The sequence below is a fragment of the Dietzia sp. WMMA184 genome (genome assembly GCF_002441635.1).
GTDB lineage: Bacteria > Actinomycetota > Actinomycetes > Mycobacteriales > Mycobacteriaceae > Dietzia > Dietzia kunjamensis.
In genome coordinates this window covers 1255151-1272529 of record NZ_NXEI01000001.1, presented here as the reverse complement: position 1 = coordinate 1272529, position 17379 = coordinate 1255151, and the positions used below count along the sequence as shown (strand labels likewise).

Sequence of the window (17379 nt, the reverse complement as noted above, 5' to 3'; positions counted from 1 at the left end):
TGCATCCTGCCGTCGCCGCACGCCCTGACGGGGGTCGTGCTGTGGGTCGCGTGCACGCACCTGACGGACGCTTTCGAGTACGCGCCTCGGCTCGTCGTCCGGTCTGCTGAAAAGCGGTCCGGGAAGTCGCGGCTGATCGAGGTGGTCGACGCGCTCGTGCATAAACCGCTGAGGGCCGTCAACGTGTCCGTGAGTTACATCTTTCGCAGCTTGGACATGGACGAGAATCCTCGGACGCTACTGCTCGACGAGGCCGACACAATCTTCGGTACGAAGGTGAGGGCCGAGCATAATGAAGACCTGCGGGGGCTGCTGAACGCCGGGTTTCAACGCGGTCTGACGTTCGGCCGCACCGTCGGGCCGAATCACACCCCGACCGAGTTTCAGACCTTCGCGATGGCCGCCCTGGCTGGAATCGGGCAGATGCCGGACACCATCGAGGACCGGGCCGTTGTGGTCGTCATGCGCCGCCGCAAGCCGTCCGAGACCGTCGAGCCGTACCGATCCCGCCGGGACCGCCCCGGCCTCGAAGTCCTCGCCGATGAGCTAGCCGCGTGGGCCGCGTCCGTAGTCGATGCCGCTGCCGGCTACGAGCCGCCGTGCCTCGGTATCGAGGACCGGGCCGCCGACGTGTGGGAGCCCCTCATCACGGTCGCAGACATGGCAGGTGGCCGGTGGCCTGCCCGCGCGCGGGAAGCCGCCGCCTACATGGTCAGCGAAGCCGAGTCCGACAACGGAGACGCCTCCTTGAACATCCGCCTGCTGGCCGACCTCCGCGACGTGTTCGATAAGCATGGGGCCGACTTCCTCGCCTCTAAGGAGGTGTGCAAGATGCTGTGTGAGATCGAGGAATCCCCGTGGGGGCATTTCGACCTGACACCCTCGAAGCTCGGCCATCGACTGCGTGAGTACGGAATCAAGACCGGCCACAACTCCGCCAGGACGATGCGCGGGTACCGGCGGACCGACTTCTTCGACGCATGGGAACGCTACCTTCCGGACACTAAGCCGTCCGAACCCGTCCAGAGCCGTCCACAGGCAGATGACCAGCACGAACGACGGGACGCCTTCGGGGTGCCGGACACCTTCAAGGCGTCCGCGGATTCTAAGGCGTCCCACGCTAGTACCAGCTCAGAAGGGGTTTGTACGCCTTCTGACACCTTCGGACACCTTCCGGCCGGGAACACGGGTCTGGCACCTTCATTGACGCCCCGGACCGAAGGGGAAGCGGCCGTCCTCGGAGCGCTCTCGACCGAGTACCCGCTCGACATGAAGGGGGTCACCGACTCGGTGCCTGCCCGGTGGCGCAGGGACACCGAAGCCGTCATCGCTGCCCTCGTCGCTGACGGTCTCGTCGCCGAGTCCGAAGGCCGATGGTGCAAGGTCGCCCCACCGTCATGACGGCAACGAAGCCACAGCCGACCAACCGACCGAAAGGACACGACATGACCGCCCCCGCCTCACTGGCCGCCCTACTGGCCCGCCGTGATGACCTCACCGAGCCGCGCGAATGGCTGATGGACGAGACCGAGCCCCTAGAGATCGCCCGCGAGCGAATCGCCCTACAGCGCGACCTATGGCACGCCGTCCGCGACTACGAGACCGCGAACCGACACCTGGACGAGCAGGCCGCCGGCCACCGCCGGGCCGAGGCCCGCCGCGCCGCACGCCGCGAGGCAGCCGACACCGACGCCGAGACCGCCGAGCAGACAGCCCGCCGCGCCGCGCAGGTAGCCAACGACCGCCGGGGCCGCGTCCGCCTGCACGCCGAGGCGCAGGGACTCACCTACCTCGAACACACCTACACCGACGCCGACGGCATCCGGCACGAGCGACACACACTCTCCGCACCGGACGGTCATCCGGCCCTCACCGACCCCGCCTCGCCGGGTGGACTCCCGATCCGGCGTGGTGGGGGTGTCATCGTCCCGACCCTGGACGGCGACACCCTCGAGGCCGTCGAAGACTGGCTCGGCCTGCCTCAGGATCCGTCCGCCGGAGGACCACCGCCGTTCCGCTACCGCAAGCAGGTGACCCGATGAGCGCCGAAGCCCTCGCCCTGCGGATCGCTGGACTCAGCCCCGCGCACGTCGCCCGCGAGCTCGGCTACCCGACACCGGCCGCCGCCACCGAAGCCGTCCGCGAAGCAATCCAGCGGACCGGTTACGCGCACCTTCCTGAGCCGCACGCCCTGCACCTGCTCCGGCTCGACTACCTTGCCGTCGTCCTCGCGCCCCGCAATGACGACGAGCAGCCCCGCCGCGCTCGCCTCCTCGCCCGTGTCCAGCAGCAGCGCGCCGACGCTCTCGACGCCCTGACGGCCGCAGCCCTACAGCGGGCAGACAAGGACAGGCAGATCGGGGGCCGACCGTGAGCCGCCGGACACCGCAGGCCGCGAGCACCTTCGACCGGATCGACCACCGCGCACGCGCCGCCGAGGCGACCCGCCTACGGGCCGAGGGGGTGCCTTACCGGGAGATCGCCGACCGGCTCGGCTACCCGAGCGAGAACGCCGCGAACAAGGCCGTGCTTGGCTTGCTGCGCCGTACCGAGGTCGAGGCCGTCGACGAACTGCGCGCACTGGAGGCCGAACGGCTGGATTACCTGACCCGCGTCACCCTGGAAGGCATCACGGCGAGCGTGAGCAGTCCTCAGGGCCTCTCCGGTTCGCTCGTGTCGGCAGCGGTGAGGATCAGCGAGCGCCGTGCCCGCCTCCTCGGCTTGGACGCTCCGCACCGGGTCGGCCTCGCATCCCCGGTCGACATTGACGGCGTGGCCCGTGAGTTCACCGATCTTCTGGAAACCATCGGCGGAGGTGAGAACCACCAGGCCATGCTCGACGCCCCGAAGTCGACCCGCTAGCGGGAGTCACGGGTCCGGGTAGGGCATCATTGACGCATGACCGCCGTCGCCGACCCGCCAGAAGCTGCTATCACCTCGGCAAGCGTGACGGCCTCCCTTTATCCGCGTATCCGCTACATGGGGAGCAAGTACCGGCTGCTGCCTCATCTAGCTCAAGCGTTCGCCGACGCTGGTGGGGCAACGGCTTTGGACGCCTTCTCAGGGTCGGGGGTTGTGTCCTATCTGCTGAAGCGGCAGGGCTTCGCAGTGACCGCAAACGACATGCTGGAGTTCCCCGGCGTCCTTGCGTCGGCCACGGTAGCCAATCAGGACACGCGCCTCTCCGACGCCGAGATTGCGGAGATTGTCGGGCCTCCTGCCGACAATCGGTCGTTCGTTCGGGACACGTTTGACGGGGTGTTCTTCACGGCCGACGATCGCGCCTTCCTCGACTCGGCTTGGTCGCATATCGAGCGGCTTTCCGGCGAGAGACGGGCGCTCGCGCTCAGCGCGTTGGTGCTGTCAGCCGCCCGGAAACAACCTCGTGGGGTATTCACGATCTCCGGTGACCTAAGCCATTACGACGACGGTCGGCGAGACTTGCAGCTTTCGCTGAGGGAGCACTTCGTCGAGCGTGCCGCTTCGTACAACAGCGCTGTGTTCGAGGGGGCCCCTGCGGTCGTGACCCGTCAGCACGCAGAAACCCTCGACGCCGGTCAATACGACCTTGTGTACCTAGACCCTCCGTACGCCCCACCGAGTGACGACAACTGCTACATCAAGCGTTTCCACTTCCTCGAAGGATTGTCGCGGTACTGGGAGGGGGACACTCTCATGCTGAACACTAAGACGAAGAAGCTGCCCAAGCCGCGTACTGCGTTCAGCTCGAAACAGACCATCGTGGACGCGTTTCGCCGGACGTTTCATCAGTTCCACGACTCGGGCACCATCGTGCTGTCATATGGCTCAAACGCGCTTCCGGATCTGGAGACCCTGACGGCGCTGCTCCGGGAAGTGAAGGGTGAAGTCGAGGTCCGGAAGATCCCTCACACGTATCACTACGGCACGCACAAGGCCGCAACTCGCCGGGCGGTCGATGAGTACATTTTCCTTGCCCGCTGATCACGGAGCCTATTCGCAATGACGATGCTGAGCTTTGACGAGTATTGCGAGAATCTGAGCAGGGTAACTGCCTACGTTGATCCGACTTTGCCGACGCCAGAATCGGTCGAGATCAAGCAGGCAGCTCTATCGCTGTCTGAGTTGCCGACCCGTGATCTAGATGAGATAACGACTTGGATTCAGGGGAACCCAGATTCGGTGCCTGTTCTGGGGCTGACCGTTGGGCTGAGTCGGGAGAAGCTGAAGAACACCCTTCGCCAACACCTTGGGTCTTCCTCCTGGAAGCTTCTTGCGCGGACCAAGCCACGACAGGTCGCGGAAGTGCTTGACAGGGAGTACGCGTTGCTAACTAGCCTTGAAGCACAGTGTGACCGCACGTATGGCTTTGGCGACTTGCTCGTCGCGCGAGCCGGTACCCGAGTTACAGCGACTTCCGCCACTACAGCAGGCCGGATGGTTGAGGATCGTATCGAGGCGGTCGCGAACAACCTGAATCTTTCGTATGACACACGAGGTCGGTTCACGGGTAGGAGCAAGCGCACCGCTCCCTGTGACCTCGCGGTCCCGGGAGCGGGTAGCGAAGCGTTGATCGTCGTCGCAGCGAAGGCGTTCGATTCCACTGGAAGCAAACTCACTGATGCCGTCCGTGAAGTCGAAGAGATGGCGGAAGTCCGCACCCCCTCCCAGTTCGTATATGCCGTGATCGACGGAGTGGGCTGGCTGTCTCGCACCAGTGATCTCCGCAGGCTCCATGCTCTGTGGCTTGTTCGTGCGATAGATGGCTTGTATACGCTCCGAACTCTCGATGCCTTTGAGGTCGAGCTGGAACGGGCAGCCAGGATTCATGGCCTGCTCGAATAACTATTAGAACGCCGGTGCGAGTGTCCTAACTCTGTCCTAACTGTCCCGATCATCCGGCGATACCGAGTGGACAGTGTGGACTGGTTACCCGCAGGTCAGCGCGATGTCATGTCACTCGGTAGACGTACAAATACGATGCTGTTCACACTGGCAGTGTGGGGGTCAGGGGTTCGAGTCCCCTTAGCTCCACCGAGGACGAGATCCCGGGACAACGGAAACGATGTCCCGGGATCTCGCCATTTGGCGTCTTCCGCCATCCGGTCCGCGGTCGTAGTGTCGGGGTGTGGCGGGGCCAGGGGAGATCACGGACGTCGTCGACGTGCTCGACGCGCTCGTCGACCACGGTCGGCTGGTCGGGTACGTCTGTGACGTCCGCGAGAGCGGGCGCTCCAGGATCGTCTCCGGCGGAGCCCGTACCGTGGGCGGACCCGCGCTGGGGGAGGACGCGGTGTTCCCACTGTCGTCCAACACCAAGCCGGTCGGCGGGATCCTGGCGATGCGTCTCGTGGAACGAGGCGTACTGACCCTCGACGACCCGGTGGACACGTTCTTGCCCGAGCTGGCAGACCCTCGCGTGCTGGCCACGCCGGACGGCCCGCCGGACCAGACGGTCCCGGCCGAGCGGCCCGTTACCCTGCGGCACCTGCTCACCATGACCGCGGGTGTCGGCTGGGCGGGGGAGAACCCCGCGCTGTCGGAGGCGATGTCCGACCGTGGGGTCGCCCCGGGGCCGTACGCCCCGGCCGTCGCGCCGGACGAGTATCTCCGGCGGCTGGCGGAGCTGCCCTTCGCGGGCCAGCCGGGTCAGGCGTGGTGGTACCACACCAGCAGCGATGTCCTCGGGGTGCTCCTCGCCCGCGCCACCGGCTCGTCCGTGACCGAGTTGCTGGCCGAGTACGTCACCGGGCCACTGGGGCTGGCGGACACGGGGTTCACGGCCGACCTCTCCCGTCTCCCCACCTCGTACGGCCTCGGGCCCGACGGCCGGGTACGGCCACTGGACACCGCGGGCAGGTTCGCGGTGCCGCCGGTCTTCGAGTCCCTCGCCTGCGGCCTCGCCGCGACGGTGGGCGATTATCTGGAGCTGTTGGGTGTGCTCGTCGACGGTGGCCCGGTGCTCGACCCGGAGAGTGCTCGGCTGATGGCCACCGACCACCTGACAGCGCGGCAGCGGGCGAGCGCGGAGGGTTTCCTCGAGCCCGGCTGCGGCTACGGGTTCCAGGTGGAGGTGCGCCCGGGCGGCGTGGTCGGCTGGGCCGGGGGACTGGGGACGATCGGCTACGTCGACCGCGGCACCGGGCGGGCCGCGGCGGTCTTCACCACCCAGTCCTACGACGTCCCCGGCACCGCCGAGGCGCTCGAGACCGTCTGGACGCTGCTGCGCTGACGACCCGTCCTCGCGGACCGGTCAGCGCCACCACGTGTCGAGCGGGGTGGCGGGCACCGTGCGCTTGTGGCGCGAGCCCAGGAACAGCTGCTCGATCCGCGCGGAGGCCTCGGGCGGGACGCCGTCGCGGCCCTCGAGGTAATCGTCGATCTGGGCGTAGGTCACGCCGAGGGCGACCTCGTCGGGCAGGCCTGGCCGGTCGTCCTCGAGGTCGGCGGTGGGGACCTTGCGCCAGGTGGAGTCCGGCGCGCCGAGGTGGCGTAGCAGTGCCGCGCCCTGTCGTTTGGTGAGACCGGTCAGGGGGGTCAGGTCGACCCCGCCGTCGCCGTACTTGGTGAAGAAGCCGGTGACCGCCTCGGCGGCGTGGTCGGTGCCGACGACGAGGAGGTTCAGTTGCCCGGCCACGGCGTACTGGGCGATCATCCGCTCACGCGCCTTGACGTTGCCGCGGACGAAATCACGGAGCGGCCCCGCCTCGTCGGGCAGAGCCGTGAGTGCGGCGGAGGCGGCCTCGGAGGCGGCGTCGGACGCGGGGCGGACATCCACCGTGAGACTCTCGTCCGGACGGATGAACTCCAGGGCCGCCTGCGCGTCGGCCTCGTCGGCCTGTTCGCCGTAGGGCAGGCGCATCGCCACGAACCGGGCGCGCGACATCCCCTCGTCCCGGAGTCGCTCCGCGGCGAGCTGACAGAGCCGGCCGGTCAGGGTGGAGTCCTGCCCGCCGCTGATCCCCAGGACGAAGCCCGTGGCGGGGGTCGAACGGAGGTAGTCGGCCAGGAACGTGACCCGCGACTCGACCTCCTCCGCGGGATCGATGTCGGGACGGACGCCGAGTTCGGCGATGATGGCGGCGCGCAGGGCAGCAGCGCGGTCTGTCGTGGTCTCGGTCATGGCGTCAGCATAGGAACCACGTGTGACGACCGCGTGACATCTCCGCCGGTGGCCGCGAGTGCCCGGAGCGCGGTCGGGGTGCGGCCGGGGCGCCCTCCGTCGCCGGTTGGAGTTCTGGTCGGGCAGTCCGTTACGATGGACCAGTTGTGTGTCGTACATCCGGCCTTTCGGGACGGACGTGTCGCACAGTGATCCCCAGTCGTGTCGGCGGCCATAGCGGCCGCCCCGAGAGCCTAAGGAGCGCCAGATGAAGGTCCGCAAGTCCCTTCGGTCGCTGAAGAACAAGCCGGGCGCCCAGGTTGTCCGTCGTCGCGGCAAGGTCTACGTGATCAACAAGAAGGACCCCCGTTTCAAGGCCCGCCAGGGCTGACATGTCCGCGTGAGTCCTCACGCACCCTCGAGGGCCCGCCACCGGTTCGCCGGCGGCGGGCCCTCGTCGTCGTCCCCTCGTCGTCGTGGCCTCCCCGGCGCGCCCCGCGGCGGTGACCATCCGCTCGCTTGTGGAGGGCGTGGGGACAATCTGTGGGGTCTCTGGGGAGGTCCTGTGGGATGCCGACCCGCCGCTCCGGGACGGTGATCGGCGTGCGACGGTAGGTGTGCGCGGCGCCGGATCGACGGTCCGGGGACGGGGTTCCCACCGGGGGCCCGCGGTGTCCACAAGGCGGGATCGCGACCTGGGAATACCAGCGATGTAAGACCAAAATGTTGTGGTCGATTGACTCGCTGGCCACTAGGGGTAGTGTCTAGAAGCGTTGCGGCCCCAATGAATGTCACTCGTGGGATTCGGACCGTGACCCCCGACAGACACCGCGGTTATCCACAGGCCGGGCGAGAGCCCGGGCCCGGGAGGCCGCTACGAGAAGAGCCCCTCGCGCCGTCCGGGCGCCGTGCCGAAAGAGGTCCTGAGACACATGGTCACCGTCTACACCAAGCCCGCCTGCGTCCAGTGCAACGCCACCTACAAGGCGCTCGACAAGCAGGGCATCGAATACGAGATCATCGACATCTCGATGGACGACGAGGCTCGGGAGTACGTCATGGCGCTCGGGTACCTCCAGGCGCCCGTCGTGGTCGCGGGCTCCGACCACTGGTCCGGCTTCCGCCCGGACCGCATCAAGGCACTCGCCTCCGTGGCGGCCTGACCGCGCAGTAGCAGTCCGACGGCGCGGTAACACCAGGATTCCTTCGACAAGGGGGCGGCGATGGCGGCTCCGATACCGGCCGAGAAGCCGGTGAGGATCGTCTACTTCTCCAACATCTCCGAGAACACCAAACGATTCGTCGACCGGCTCGGTCTCCCCGCACTGCGTATCCCGGTGCGGAGGACCGAGCCCGTCCCGACGGTGTCGGACCCGTATGTTCTGATCGTTCCGACCTACGGGGGAAGCCTCGAGATCACAGGCAAGAACGGAGCCGCGGTCCCGCGGCAGGTGGTCGCGTTCCTCAACAACGCGCACAACAGAAGTCTCTGCCGGGGAGTCATCGCCGGCGGCAACACCAACTTCGGACGGGATTTCGGTCGCTCCGGCGACGTGATCGCCAAGAAAGTGGGGGTCCCGTACCTCTACCGCTTCGAGTTGATGGGCACACACGAGGACGTCATCCGCGTCCGAGAGGGATTGGAAGAGTTTTGGCAGCACCAACCGTGAACCCCGAGAGCATCACCGCGGGAGAGGCGGGCGACGGTCAGCGTCTCGACTACCACGCCCTCAACGCGATGCTCAACCTCTACGACGCGGACGGGAAGATCCAGTTCGACGCGGACCGCCGGGCGGCGCGGGAGTACTTCCTGCAGCACGTCAACCAGAACACGGTCTTCTTCCACAACCTGGACGAGAAGCTCGACTACCTGGTCGAGAAGGACTACTACGAGCGCGAGGTGCTGGACCAGTACGCGCGCAACTTCGTCCGCGAACTGTTCGACCACGCGTACGCCAAGAAGTTCCGCTTCCCGACCTTCCTCGGCGCGTTCAAGTACTACACCTCGTACACGCTCAAGACCTTCGACGGGAAGCGCTACCTGGAGCGCTACGAGGACCGCGTGTGCATGGTGGCGCTCACCCTCGCCGCCGGCGACCAGGTGCTGGCCCGCCAGCTGGTGGACGAGATCATCGACGGTCGATTCCAGCCGGCCACGCCCACGTTCCTCAACTCCGGCAAGAAGCAGCGCGGGGAGCCCGTCTCGTGCTTCCTGCTGCGCATCGAGGACAACATGGAGTCCATCGGCCGCAGCATCAACTCCGCGCTGCAGTTGTCCAAGCGCGGCGGCGGCGTGGCACTGCTGCTGTCCAACCTCCGTGAGCACGGCGCGCCCATCAAGCACATCGAGAACCAGTCCTCGGGCGTCATCCCCGTGATGAAGCTGCTGGAGGACTCGTTCTCCTACGCCAACCAGCTCGGGGCCCGCCAGGGTGCCGGCGCCGTGTACCTGCACGCGCATCACCCGGACATCTTCAAGTTCCTCGACACCAAGCGTGAGAACGCGGACGAAAAGATCCGTATCAAGACGCTCTCCCTGGGCGTGGTGATCCCGGACATCACCTTCGAGCTCGCCAAGCGCAACGACGACATGTACCTGTTCTCGCCGTACGACGTCGAGCGGATCTACGGCAAGCCGTTCGCGGACGTGGACATCTCGGAGCACTACCACGAGATGGTCGAGGACAGCCGGATCAAGAAGACCAAGATCAACGCCCGGCACTTCTTCCAGACCGTCGCCGAGCTGCAGTTCGAGTCCGGCTACCCGTACATCATGTACGAGGACACCGTGAACCGGGCCAACCCGATCGCCGGCAAGATCACGCACTCCAACCTGTGCTCGGAGATCCTCCAGGTCTCCACGGCATCGGAGTTCAACGAGGACCTGAGCTACTCCGAGGTGGGCAAGGACATCTCCTGCAACCTCGGTTCGCTCAACATCGCCAAGGCCATGGACTCGCCGGACTTCGGTCAGACCATCGAGACGGCGATCCGGGGACTGACCGCTGTCTCCGACCAGACCCACATCGACTCGGTGCCCTCGATCGAGCGGGGCAACTCGGAGTCGCACGCGATCGGCCTGGGGCAGATGAACCTCCACGGCTACCTCGCGCGTGAGCGGATCCACTACGGATCCGAGGAGGGCGTCGACTTCACCAACATCTACTTCTACACCGTGCTCTACCACGCGCTCCGGTCGTCCAACGCGATCGCGCGGGAGCGGGGGACCTGGTTCGCCGGGTTCCCGGAGTCGAAGTACGCCTCGGGTGAGTTCTTCGACAAGTACACCGACCAGGTGTGGGAGCCGGCCACCGACCGGGTCCGCACGCTGTTCTCCGAGGCCGAGGTGACCATCCCCACGCAGGAGGACTGGCGCGCGCTGAAGGCCGACGTGCAGAAGTACGGCATCTACAACCAGAACCTGCAGGCCGTGCCGCCGACGGGGTCGATCAGCTACATCAACAACTCGACCTCGTCGATCCACCCCGTGGCGTCGAAGATCGAGATCCGCAAGGAAGGCAAGATCGGGCGCGTCTACTACCCGGCGCCCTACCTGACCAACGACAACCTGGACTACTACCAGGACGCGTACGAGATCGGCTACGAGAAGATCATCGACACGTACGCGGCGGCCACCCAGCACGTCGACCAGGGCTTGTCGTTGACCCTGTTCTTCAAGGACACGGCCACCACCCGTGAGGTCAACCGAGCCCAGATCTACGCGTGGCGCAAGGGCATCAAGACCCTGTACTACATCCGCGTGCGTCAGCTCGCGCTCGAGGGCACCGAGGTCGAGGGCTGCGTCTCGTGCATGCTCTGACCGCCCGGCCACAGGCCCGCGTCCCGAACCCCACACGCCACCAGGAGGAGATCCGATGACCGCCGAGCTGCACGCTCCGGGATCCCACAGTCCCGCCGCCGGCATCCAGCCCAAGCTGGTCGACCGGGTGTCGGCCATCAACTGGAACCGCGTCCCCGACGAGGTCGACGATCAGGTCTGGGGCCGGCTCACCACCAACTTCTGGCTGCCGGAGAAGGTGCCGGTCTCCAACGACATCCCGTCGTGGCAGACCCTGACCGAGTACGAGCAGCAGCTCACCACCCGCGTCTTCACCGGCCTGACCCTGCTGGACACCCTGCAGGGCACGGTCGGCGCGGTCAGCATGATCCCCGATGCGTCGACCCCGCACGAGGAGGCGGTGCTCACCAACATCGCGTTCATGGAGTCGGTGCACGCCAAGAGCTACTCGACGATCTTCTCCACGCTGTGCTCGACGCCGCAGGTGGACGACGCGTTCCGCTGGGCGGAGGAGAACCCCTTCCTCCAGAAGAAGGCCAAGATCGTGCTCGGCTACTACGCGGGGGACGATCCGCTCAAGCGCAAGATCGCCTCGGTGATGCTCGAGTCGTTCATGTTCTACTCGGGCTTCTACCTGCCCATGCGGTGGTCCTCGCGGGCCAAGCTCACCAACACCGCCGACGTCATCCGGCTCATCATTCGCGACGAGGCGGTGCACGGCTACTACATCGGGTACAAGTACCAGCGCGCCCTCGAGCACGTCACCCAGGCAGAGCGGGACGAGCTCAAGGACTACACTTTCGAGCTGCTGTTCGAGCTGTACGACAACGAGGCGGACTACACGGAGGATCTCTACGATCCGGTGGGGTGGACCGAGGACGTCAAGAAGTTCCTGCGGTACAACGCCAACAAGGCGCTGATGAACATGGGCTACGAGGGCATGTTCCCGAAGGACGAGACCGACGTCGACCCGGCGATCCTGTCGGCCCTGAGCCCCAACGCCGACGAGAACCACGACTTCTTCTCCGGCTCCGGCAGCTCGTACGTCATGGGCAAGGCCGAGGCCACCGAGGACGAGGACTGGGACTTCTGACGTACCGGTTCTGACCCACGACGCCCCTGCGACCGAACACGGTCGCAGGGGCGTCGTCGATCCACGGTCGTGGAGGGACTGCTGGCTACCCGTCCGGTGCGACCCCGTTGATCGATCCCCGGATGTCGTCGAGGACCGCTCGCGCCGCCACCGGGCCCGCGCCCTCCCACACGGCACGGTCCACCACGAACATGCGCTGCGACCCCACGGCGTCGAGGTCCGTCCACCTGTCCGAGGCGAAGACCTCTCGCGCCGCGTCCTCGGAGCTGGCCTCGCCTCCGACCACCGCGAAGATCACATCCCCGTCCAGCTCGTCACCCAGGGCCGGGGACTGGGGCAGGGGCGGGACGCGCTCGCCGTCGCGCGTGCGTTGCGCCGGGGGCCGTTCGGCACCCACGGCCTCGAGCATCAGGGAGCCCAGCGTGTCCGGCCGCTGCACCTCTATGCCGTCACCCTCCCCTCCGGTCACCGACACCAGGGAGACCCGGGTATCCGACGGGGTGGTCGCGTCGGCGGTGCGCTGCGCCCGCTCGATCACCTCCAGCAGGAGATCGCCGCCGGCGCGGGGCCGACCGTAGGCGTCGGCGATCGCCTCGGTGGCCTCCGTCCAGTCCACGATGTCGGCGTCGTAGACCACGGTGGGGGCGACATCAGTCACGGCGGCGACGACGGCCGGGTCCACCTCGTCCGACCCGGCCAGCACGATGAGGTCCGGACGCAGTTCCCGCGCGGCCCGCGCGACCTCGTCGGGGTCCCCGCCGACGAGGGGACCGACCGTCGGGAGTCCGGTCAGTGAGTCGGGCAGGTAGACGTCCGCACCGTCGGGTAGGCCGAACGTGCCGACGACGAGGTCCTGCAGCCCGAGGGCACAGGCCGTGTCCACCGCGCCTGTGCCGAGCGCCAGGATCCTCTCCGGCGACCGCGGCACCTCCACCCGGTCCGGACCCGGCCCCTCCGTGGGGACCCTGCGGTCACCCGGCCCGGGGAACTCCGCGGGGACCGGTGCCGGGGCGCACGACTCCTCCGGCTCCGCCGAGCGCTGCAACTCCTCGCCGGCCATCCGCGACGGGGTCGTCGTAATCGGGTGCTCGACCATGTCGACGGGGGAGGGGCCACACGCCACGAGCGTCAGCCCGGCCGCCACGGGGACCGCCGCCCTGACGGCGCGCCGGGCATACCCCCGCGCGGGGTGTCGGCGGGGGGCGGTCACGGAATCGGTCATGGGACAACAGCCTAGGAGATCGGCCGAGAAGGGCCGCTCACGCGGAGGTCGCGGGCGGGCGGTGGGTACCTGTCCCGGGCTGCCGGACCACGGCGTGATTAGCGGGGGTGACCACCGGTGACGAGTTCGACGGGGCGGGTGGACGTCTCTCTCAGGCGGGGGTTAGGATTGCGGTCACGCACTATTCCTATGCGTTCGACGTGGGGTCGGTGGTTCGACCCGCGACGTCGGGTGAGGCGTTCAGGAGGACCCTTATGACCGCAGTGGCCCCCAAGCCGGTCCACGAACTCGACCACCCGCCGGGTGAACCCACGGGTGATGCCCGGCCGGGTTCGTTCGTGTGGAAGATGCTGACGACGACCGACCACAAGTTGCTCGGCATCATGTACATCGTCACCTGCTTCATCTTCTTCTTCGCCGGCGGCCTCATGGCACTGCTCATCCGGGCGGAGCTCTTCTTCCCGGGTATGCAGTTCCTGTCGAATGAGCAGTACAACCAGCTGTTCACCATGCACGGCACGGTGATGCTGCTGCTCTACGGAACCCCGATCGTCGTCGGGTTCGCGAACTACATCATTCCGCTGCAGATCGGCGCCCCCGACGTGGCGTTTCCCCGGCTCAACGCGTTCGGCTTCTGGCTGTTCGCGGCGGGCGGCACGATCATGCTCTCCGGCTTCCTGACCCCCGGTGGCGCGGCGTCCTTCGGCTGGACCATGTACATGCCGCTGGCGGACAAGATCCACTCGCCGAACGTCGGCGCGGACCTCTGGATCCTCGGCGTCGGCATCGGCGGTATCGGCACCATCCTCGGTGCCGTCAACTTCGTCACCACCATCATCTGCCTGCGCGCACCGGGCATGACCATGTTCCGGATGCCGATCTTCACGTGGAACATCCTCGTGGCGTCGGTCCTGATCCTGCTGATCTTCCCGCTGCTCACCGCGGCCGCGCTCGGCGTCTTCTACGACAGGCAGTTCGGCGGGCGCATCTACGATCCGGGCAACGGTGGCGCCATCCTGTGGCAGCACCTGTTCTGGTTCTTCGGTCACCCCGAGGTGTACGTCCTCGCGCTGCCGTTCTTCGGCATCGTCTCCGAGGTCTTCCCGGTCTTCTCTCGCAAGCCGCTGTTCGGCTACGCCGGCCTGGTCTTCGCGACCCTCGCGATCGCCGCACTGTCGACGGCCGTGTGGGCGCACCACATGTACGTCACCGGCGCGGTGCTGCTGCCGTTCTTCTCCTTCATGACGTTCCTCATCGCGGTCCCGACCGGCGTGAAGTTCTTCAACTGGATCGGCACGATGTGGCGCGGCAAGATGACCTTCGAGACGCCGATGCTGTTCGCCCTCGGCTTCATCATCACCTTCCTCTTCGGCGGTCTGACCGGCGTGATGATGGCCTCGGCGCCGATCGACTTCCACATCTCGGACACGTACTTCATCGTGGCGCACTTCCACTACACGCTCTTCGGCACCATCGTGTTCGCCACGTTCGCCGGCGTGTACTTCTGGTTCCCCAAGATGACGGGCCGGATGTACGACGAGCGGCTCGGCAAGATCCACTTCTGGTTGATCTTCATCGGTTTCCACACGACGTTCCTGGTACAGCACTGGCTGGGCAACCAGGGCATGCCGCGCCGGTACGCCGACTACCTGGATTCGGACAACTTCACGGTCCTCAACCAGATCTCCACGGTCGGTTCGTTCATCCTCGGCATCGCGATGCTGCCGTTCATCTGGAACATCATCAAGAGCTGGCGCTACGGGGAGATCGTCACGGTCGACGACCCGTGGGGCGCGGGCAACTCCCTCGAGTGGGCGACCTCGTGCCCGCCTCCGCGCCACAACTTCGTGACGCTGCCCCGGATCCGCTCCGAGCGCCCCGCGTTCGAGCTGCACTACCCGCACATGAGCGAGCGGATGCGGGCGGAGGCCCACGTCGGGGGCCGTCGCAAGGCACAGGACCCGGACTCGGCCAAGGATGTGGCCGACCGGGGACCATCCCCGCAGAAGGGCTGATCGCCCGCCCGTACTCACCCACGGGCGTAGGTCCCGGGAACCCCGTCGGCGGCTCGTCCACCGGCGGGGTTTCCGCTTGTCAGGCCCCGCAACATCAGCACCGCCCTCCCCGATCACCTGTCAGGAGTACATGTGAGCACCACCGGCACCCCGGCTCTCCTCACCGTCACCGGGCCCGACCGCCCGGGCGTGACCGCGCGGGTGATGTCCGTCCTCGCGTCCCACCACGCCGATCTGGTCGACGTGGAGCAGGTCGTCGTCAACGGCCATCTGTCCCTGGGGCTCATGGTCCGGGTGGACGACGGCGCCGATGTGGTCACCGTCGTGCGGGAGCTCACCGAGCAGGTCCACGACCTCGGGATGCAACTCGAGGTCCAGTTCGACGACATCGCCCCCGCGGCCCCGCCCTCGACGCACGCGGTCGTGATTCTCGGCAGCCCCGTCCCGGCCTCCGCGTTCTCGGCCGTCGCCGGCTCGCTGGCCTCCATCGGCGCGAACATCGACACGATCCGCGGGATCGCCGACTACCCGGTCACCGGTATCGAGTTGCACGTGTCCACCGCCGGCCGGGACTCGGCCGACGATGCCCGCCTGCGCGAGACCCTCGCCCCCCTCTCGGACGCCCACGGCGTCGACATCTCGGTGGACCGGGCCGGGCTCGGCCGTCGGTCCAAGCGACTGGTGGTGTTCGATGTGGACTCCACCCTCGTCCAGGGCGAGGTGATCGAGATGCTCGCCGCGCACGCGGGCAAGGAGGACGAGGTCCGGGCCGTCACGGAGCGTGCCATGCGCGGAGAGCTCGACTTCGCCCAGTCCCTGCACGAGCGTGTCGCGACGCTGGCAGGTCTGCCCGCCACCGTGCTGGACGAGGTCGCCTCGAGCATCGTGCTCACGCCCGGGGCCCGCACCACCATCCGCACGCTCAAGCGGCTGGGGATCCGCTGCGGGGTGGTCTCCGGCGGCTTCATCCAGGTGATCTCCGGCCTCGCCGAGGAGCTGGGACTCGACTTCGCCCGCGCCAACACCCTCGAGATCGTGGACGGCACGCTCACCGGCCGGGTGGTCGGCGAGGTGGTGGACCGCGAGGCGAAGGCCGCCTACCTCCGCGAGTTCGCCGACGAGGTCGGTATCTCGCTGAGCCAGACCGTCGCGGTCGGTGACGGTGCCAACGACATCGACATGCTCACCACCGCCGGGCTGGGAATCGCGTTCTGCGCCAAGCCCGCCCTCCGCGAGGTGGCGGACGCGTCATTGTCCAAGCCGTTCCTCGACACCGTTCTGTTCGTGCTGGGGATCACCCGCGACGAGATCGAGGCCGCGGACACCGCCGCCGGGACGTACCGCCGCGTCCCCCTGACGTGACCGGCACGCCCGGGGTGGGGGAGGGCGCTCCCGAGCTCGATGCGCCCGCGAGCGGCGGCCCGGCGACCGGTGCCGCACTCGACTGGTGCCACGCCCGACTCCGGGCGGGATCGGCCGGCGCGGAGGACCCCGAGGATCGTGCGACCGTTCGGTCGATGCCGATCGTGCTGCACCTGCCCAAGGCGGACCCGCCGGCCCGGACCCCGCTGCTCGAGTCGGTGGCCGGCGCGGTCGCGGCGCTGTGCCTCGACGAACGGGTCGCCCCGGGAGGGCCGTGGCACGAGGCCTACTCCGCGTGGTTGGACGCCCGGATGCGCAAGATCGCGCGACGTGCCCGCGGCGCCCAGTGGCGGGCCTCGCTCGAGGTTCCCGGGGTGACGCGGGAGATCGACGGCGCCGCCGCGAGGGCGTTCGTCCCCGGCCCGGTGGACGAGGTGGACCCGCGGCTGGCCAGACTGCAGATCGGCGGCACCGACCTCGAGCGTGACGACCCCGGCGCGCCGCCCGAGGGGACGCCGGTGGTGTGGATCGACGGTGCGCTCGAGATGTCGACGGGAAAGGCGGCGGCGCAGGTCGGCCACGGGGTCATGCTGCTCATCGCCGAGATGAAACGCGATCGTCTCGATCGCTGGCTGGCCGACGGGCTCCCGGTCGCCGTCCGCGAAGCCGATCCCTCCCGGTGGCGGGACCTGGCGGAGGCGGTGGCCGCCGGGACACCGCGAGTCGCCGCGGTGGTGGACGCCGGCTACACCGAGGTGGCGCCGGGGTCGCTCACGGTCATCGCCGTCGACGCCTGAAGGGCGCCCC

17 protein-coding genes are annotated in these 17379 nt (G+C 67.6%); 15 read left to right on the top strand and 2 right to left on the bottom strand.

The annotated features are described in order from the left end of the window. Positions 1-36: 36 nt before the first annotated feature. The 7 genes from CK206_RS05855 (at position 37) to CK206_RS05825 (ending at position 6211) form a co-directional block, all read left to right on the top strand. Entirely contained in the window at positions 37-1401 is a 1365-nt protein-coding gene (locus CK206_RS05855) for a DUF3631 domain-containing protein (protein WP_216824119.1), read from the top strand. A gap of 44 nt (positions 1402-1445) precedes the next feature. Continuing rightward, entirely contained in the window at positions 1446-2042 is a 597-nt protein-coding gene (locus CK206_RS05850; RefSeq protein WP_096905858.1) for a hypothetical protein, read from the top strand. Then, complete coding sequence (locus CK206_RS05845; RefSeq protein ID WP_096905857.1) at positions 2039-2374, top strand: hypothetical protein; 336 nt, start codon at positions 2039-2041, stop codon at positions 2372-2374. The genes CK206_RS05850 and CK206_RS05845 overlap by 4 nt, the downstream gene beginning before the upstream one ends. Next, entirely contained in the window at positions 2371-2862 is a 492-nt protein-coding gene (locus CK206_RS05840; protein WP_096905856.1) for a hypothetical protein, read from the top strand. Before CK206_RS05845 ends, CK206_RS05840 begins: the two co-directional genes overlap by 4 nt. Positions 2863-2898: 36 nt before the next feature. Next, positions 2899-3963 carry a DNA adenine methylase gene (locus CK206_RS05835; RefSeq protein ID WP_371606847.1) on the top strand — a complete coding sequence of 355 codons (1065 nt, stop codon included), beginning with the start codon at positions 2899-2901 and terminating at the stop codon, positions 3961-3963. 18 nt (positions 3964-3981) lie between these two features. Then, the gene (locus CK206_RS05830) at positions 3982-4824 is read left to right on the top strand and encodes a hypothetical protein (protein ID WP_096905855.1); all 843 of its coding nucleotides are present in this window, start codon (positions 3982-3984) and stop codon (positions 4822-4824) included. A 283-nt stretch (positions 4825-5107) separates the two neighbouring features. Then, the gene (locus CK206_RS05825) at positions 5108-6211 is read left to right on the top strand and encodes a serine hydrolase (RefSeq protein WP_254050495.1); all 1104 of its coding nucleotides are present in this window, start codon (positions 5108-5110) and stop codon (positions 6209-6211) included. Positions 6212-6232: 21 nt separating this feature from the next. Here CK206_RS05825 and nadE read toward each other — a convergent pair whose 3' ends face one another. Continuing rightward, complete coding sequence (gene nadE / locus CK206_RS05820; protein ID WP_096905854.1) at positions 6233-7102, bottom strand: ammonia-dependent NAD(+) synthetase; 870 nt, start codon at positions 7100-7102, stop codon at positions 6233-6235. A 247-nt stretch (positions 7103-7349) separates the two neighbouring features. On the opposite strand from nadE, the gene ykgO reads away from it, so the two are divergent. The 5 genes from ykgO (at position 7350) to nrdF (ending at position 11973) form a co-directional block, all read left to right on the top strand. Beyond that, positions 7350-7472 carry a type B 50S ribosomal protein L36 gene (gene ykgO / locus CK206_RS05815; RefSeq protein WP_003852698.1) on the top strand — a complete coding sequence of 41 codons (123 nt, stop codon included), beginning with the start codon at positions 7350-7352 and terminating at the stop codon, positions 7470-7472. A 541-nt stretch (positions 7473-8013) separates the two neighbouring features. Continuing rightward, positions 8014-8244, top strand: coding sequence for a redoxin NrdH (locus tag CK206_RS05810; RefSeq protein ID WP_096905853.1), 231 nt, complete (start codon positions 8014-8016; stop codon positions 8242-8244). Between the two features lie 60 nt (positions 8245-8304). Continuing rightward, a complete protein-coding gene (gene nrdI / locus CK206_RS05805) occupies positions 8305-8751 on the top strand; it encodes a class Ib ribonucleoside-diphosphate reductase assembly flavoprotein NrdI (protein WP_096905852.1) in 447 nt (148 codons plus the stop codon). A 68-nt stretch (positions 8752-8819) separates the two neighbouring features. Further along, complete coding sequence (gene nrdE / locus CK206_RS05800) at positions 8820-10901, top strand: class 1b ribonucleoside-diphosphate reductase subunit alpha (RefSeq protein WP_067712491.1); 2082 nt, start codon at positions 8820-8822, stop codon at positions 10899-10901. A gap of 55 nt (positions 10902-10956) precedes the next feature. Further along, positions 10957-11973 carry a class 1b ribonucleoside-diphosphate reductase subunit beta gene (gene nrdF, locus CK206_RS05795; protein WP_067712425.1) on the top strand — a complete coding sequence of 339 codons (1017 nt, stop codon included), beginning with the start codon at positions 10957-10959 and terminating at the stop codon, positions 11971-11973. An 85-nt stretch (positions 11974-12058) separates the two neighbouring features. Here the strand turns inward: nrdF and CK206_RS05790 are convergent, their stop codons facing one another. Beyond that, on the bottom strand, positions 12059-13195 hold the full coding sequence (locus CK206_RS05790; protein WP_254050494.1) for an ABC transporter substrate-binding protein: 1137 nt from the start codon (positions 13193-13195) through the stop codon (positions 12059-12061). Positions 13196-13449: 254 nt separating this feature from the next. Here CK206_RS05790 and ctaD point away from each other — a divergent pair, with 254 nt between their 5' ends. The 3 genes from ctaD (at position 13450) to CK206_RS05775 (ending at position 17369) form a co-directional block, all read left to right on the top strand. Then, positions 13450-15210 (top strand): cytochrome c oxidase subunit I, encoded by a 1761-nt coding sequence (gene ctaD / locus CK206_RS05785; RefSeq protein ID WP_096905850.1) that lies wholly within the window; start codon positions 13450-13452, stop codon positions 15208-15210. A 132-nt stretch (positions 15211-15342) separates the two neighbouring features. Further along, positions 15343-16572 carry a phosphoserine phosphatase SerB gene (gene serB, locus CK206_RS05780; protein WP_067719911.1) on the top strand — a complete coding sequence of 410 codons (1230 nt, stop codon included), beginning with the start codon at positions 15343-15345 and terminating at the stop codon, positions 16570-16572. Then, positions 16569-17369 (top strand): aminoacyl-tRNA hydrolase, encoded by an 801-nt coding sequence (locus CK206_RS05775; RefSeq protein ID WP_254050493.1) that lies wholly within the window; start codon positions 16569-16571, stop codon positions 17367-17369. Before serB ends, CK206_RS05775 begins: the two co-directional genes overlap by 4 nt. The last annotated feature ends 10 nt before the right edge of the window (positions 17370-17379 follow it).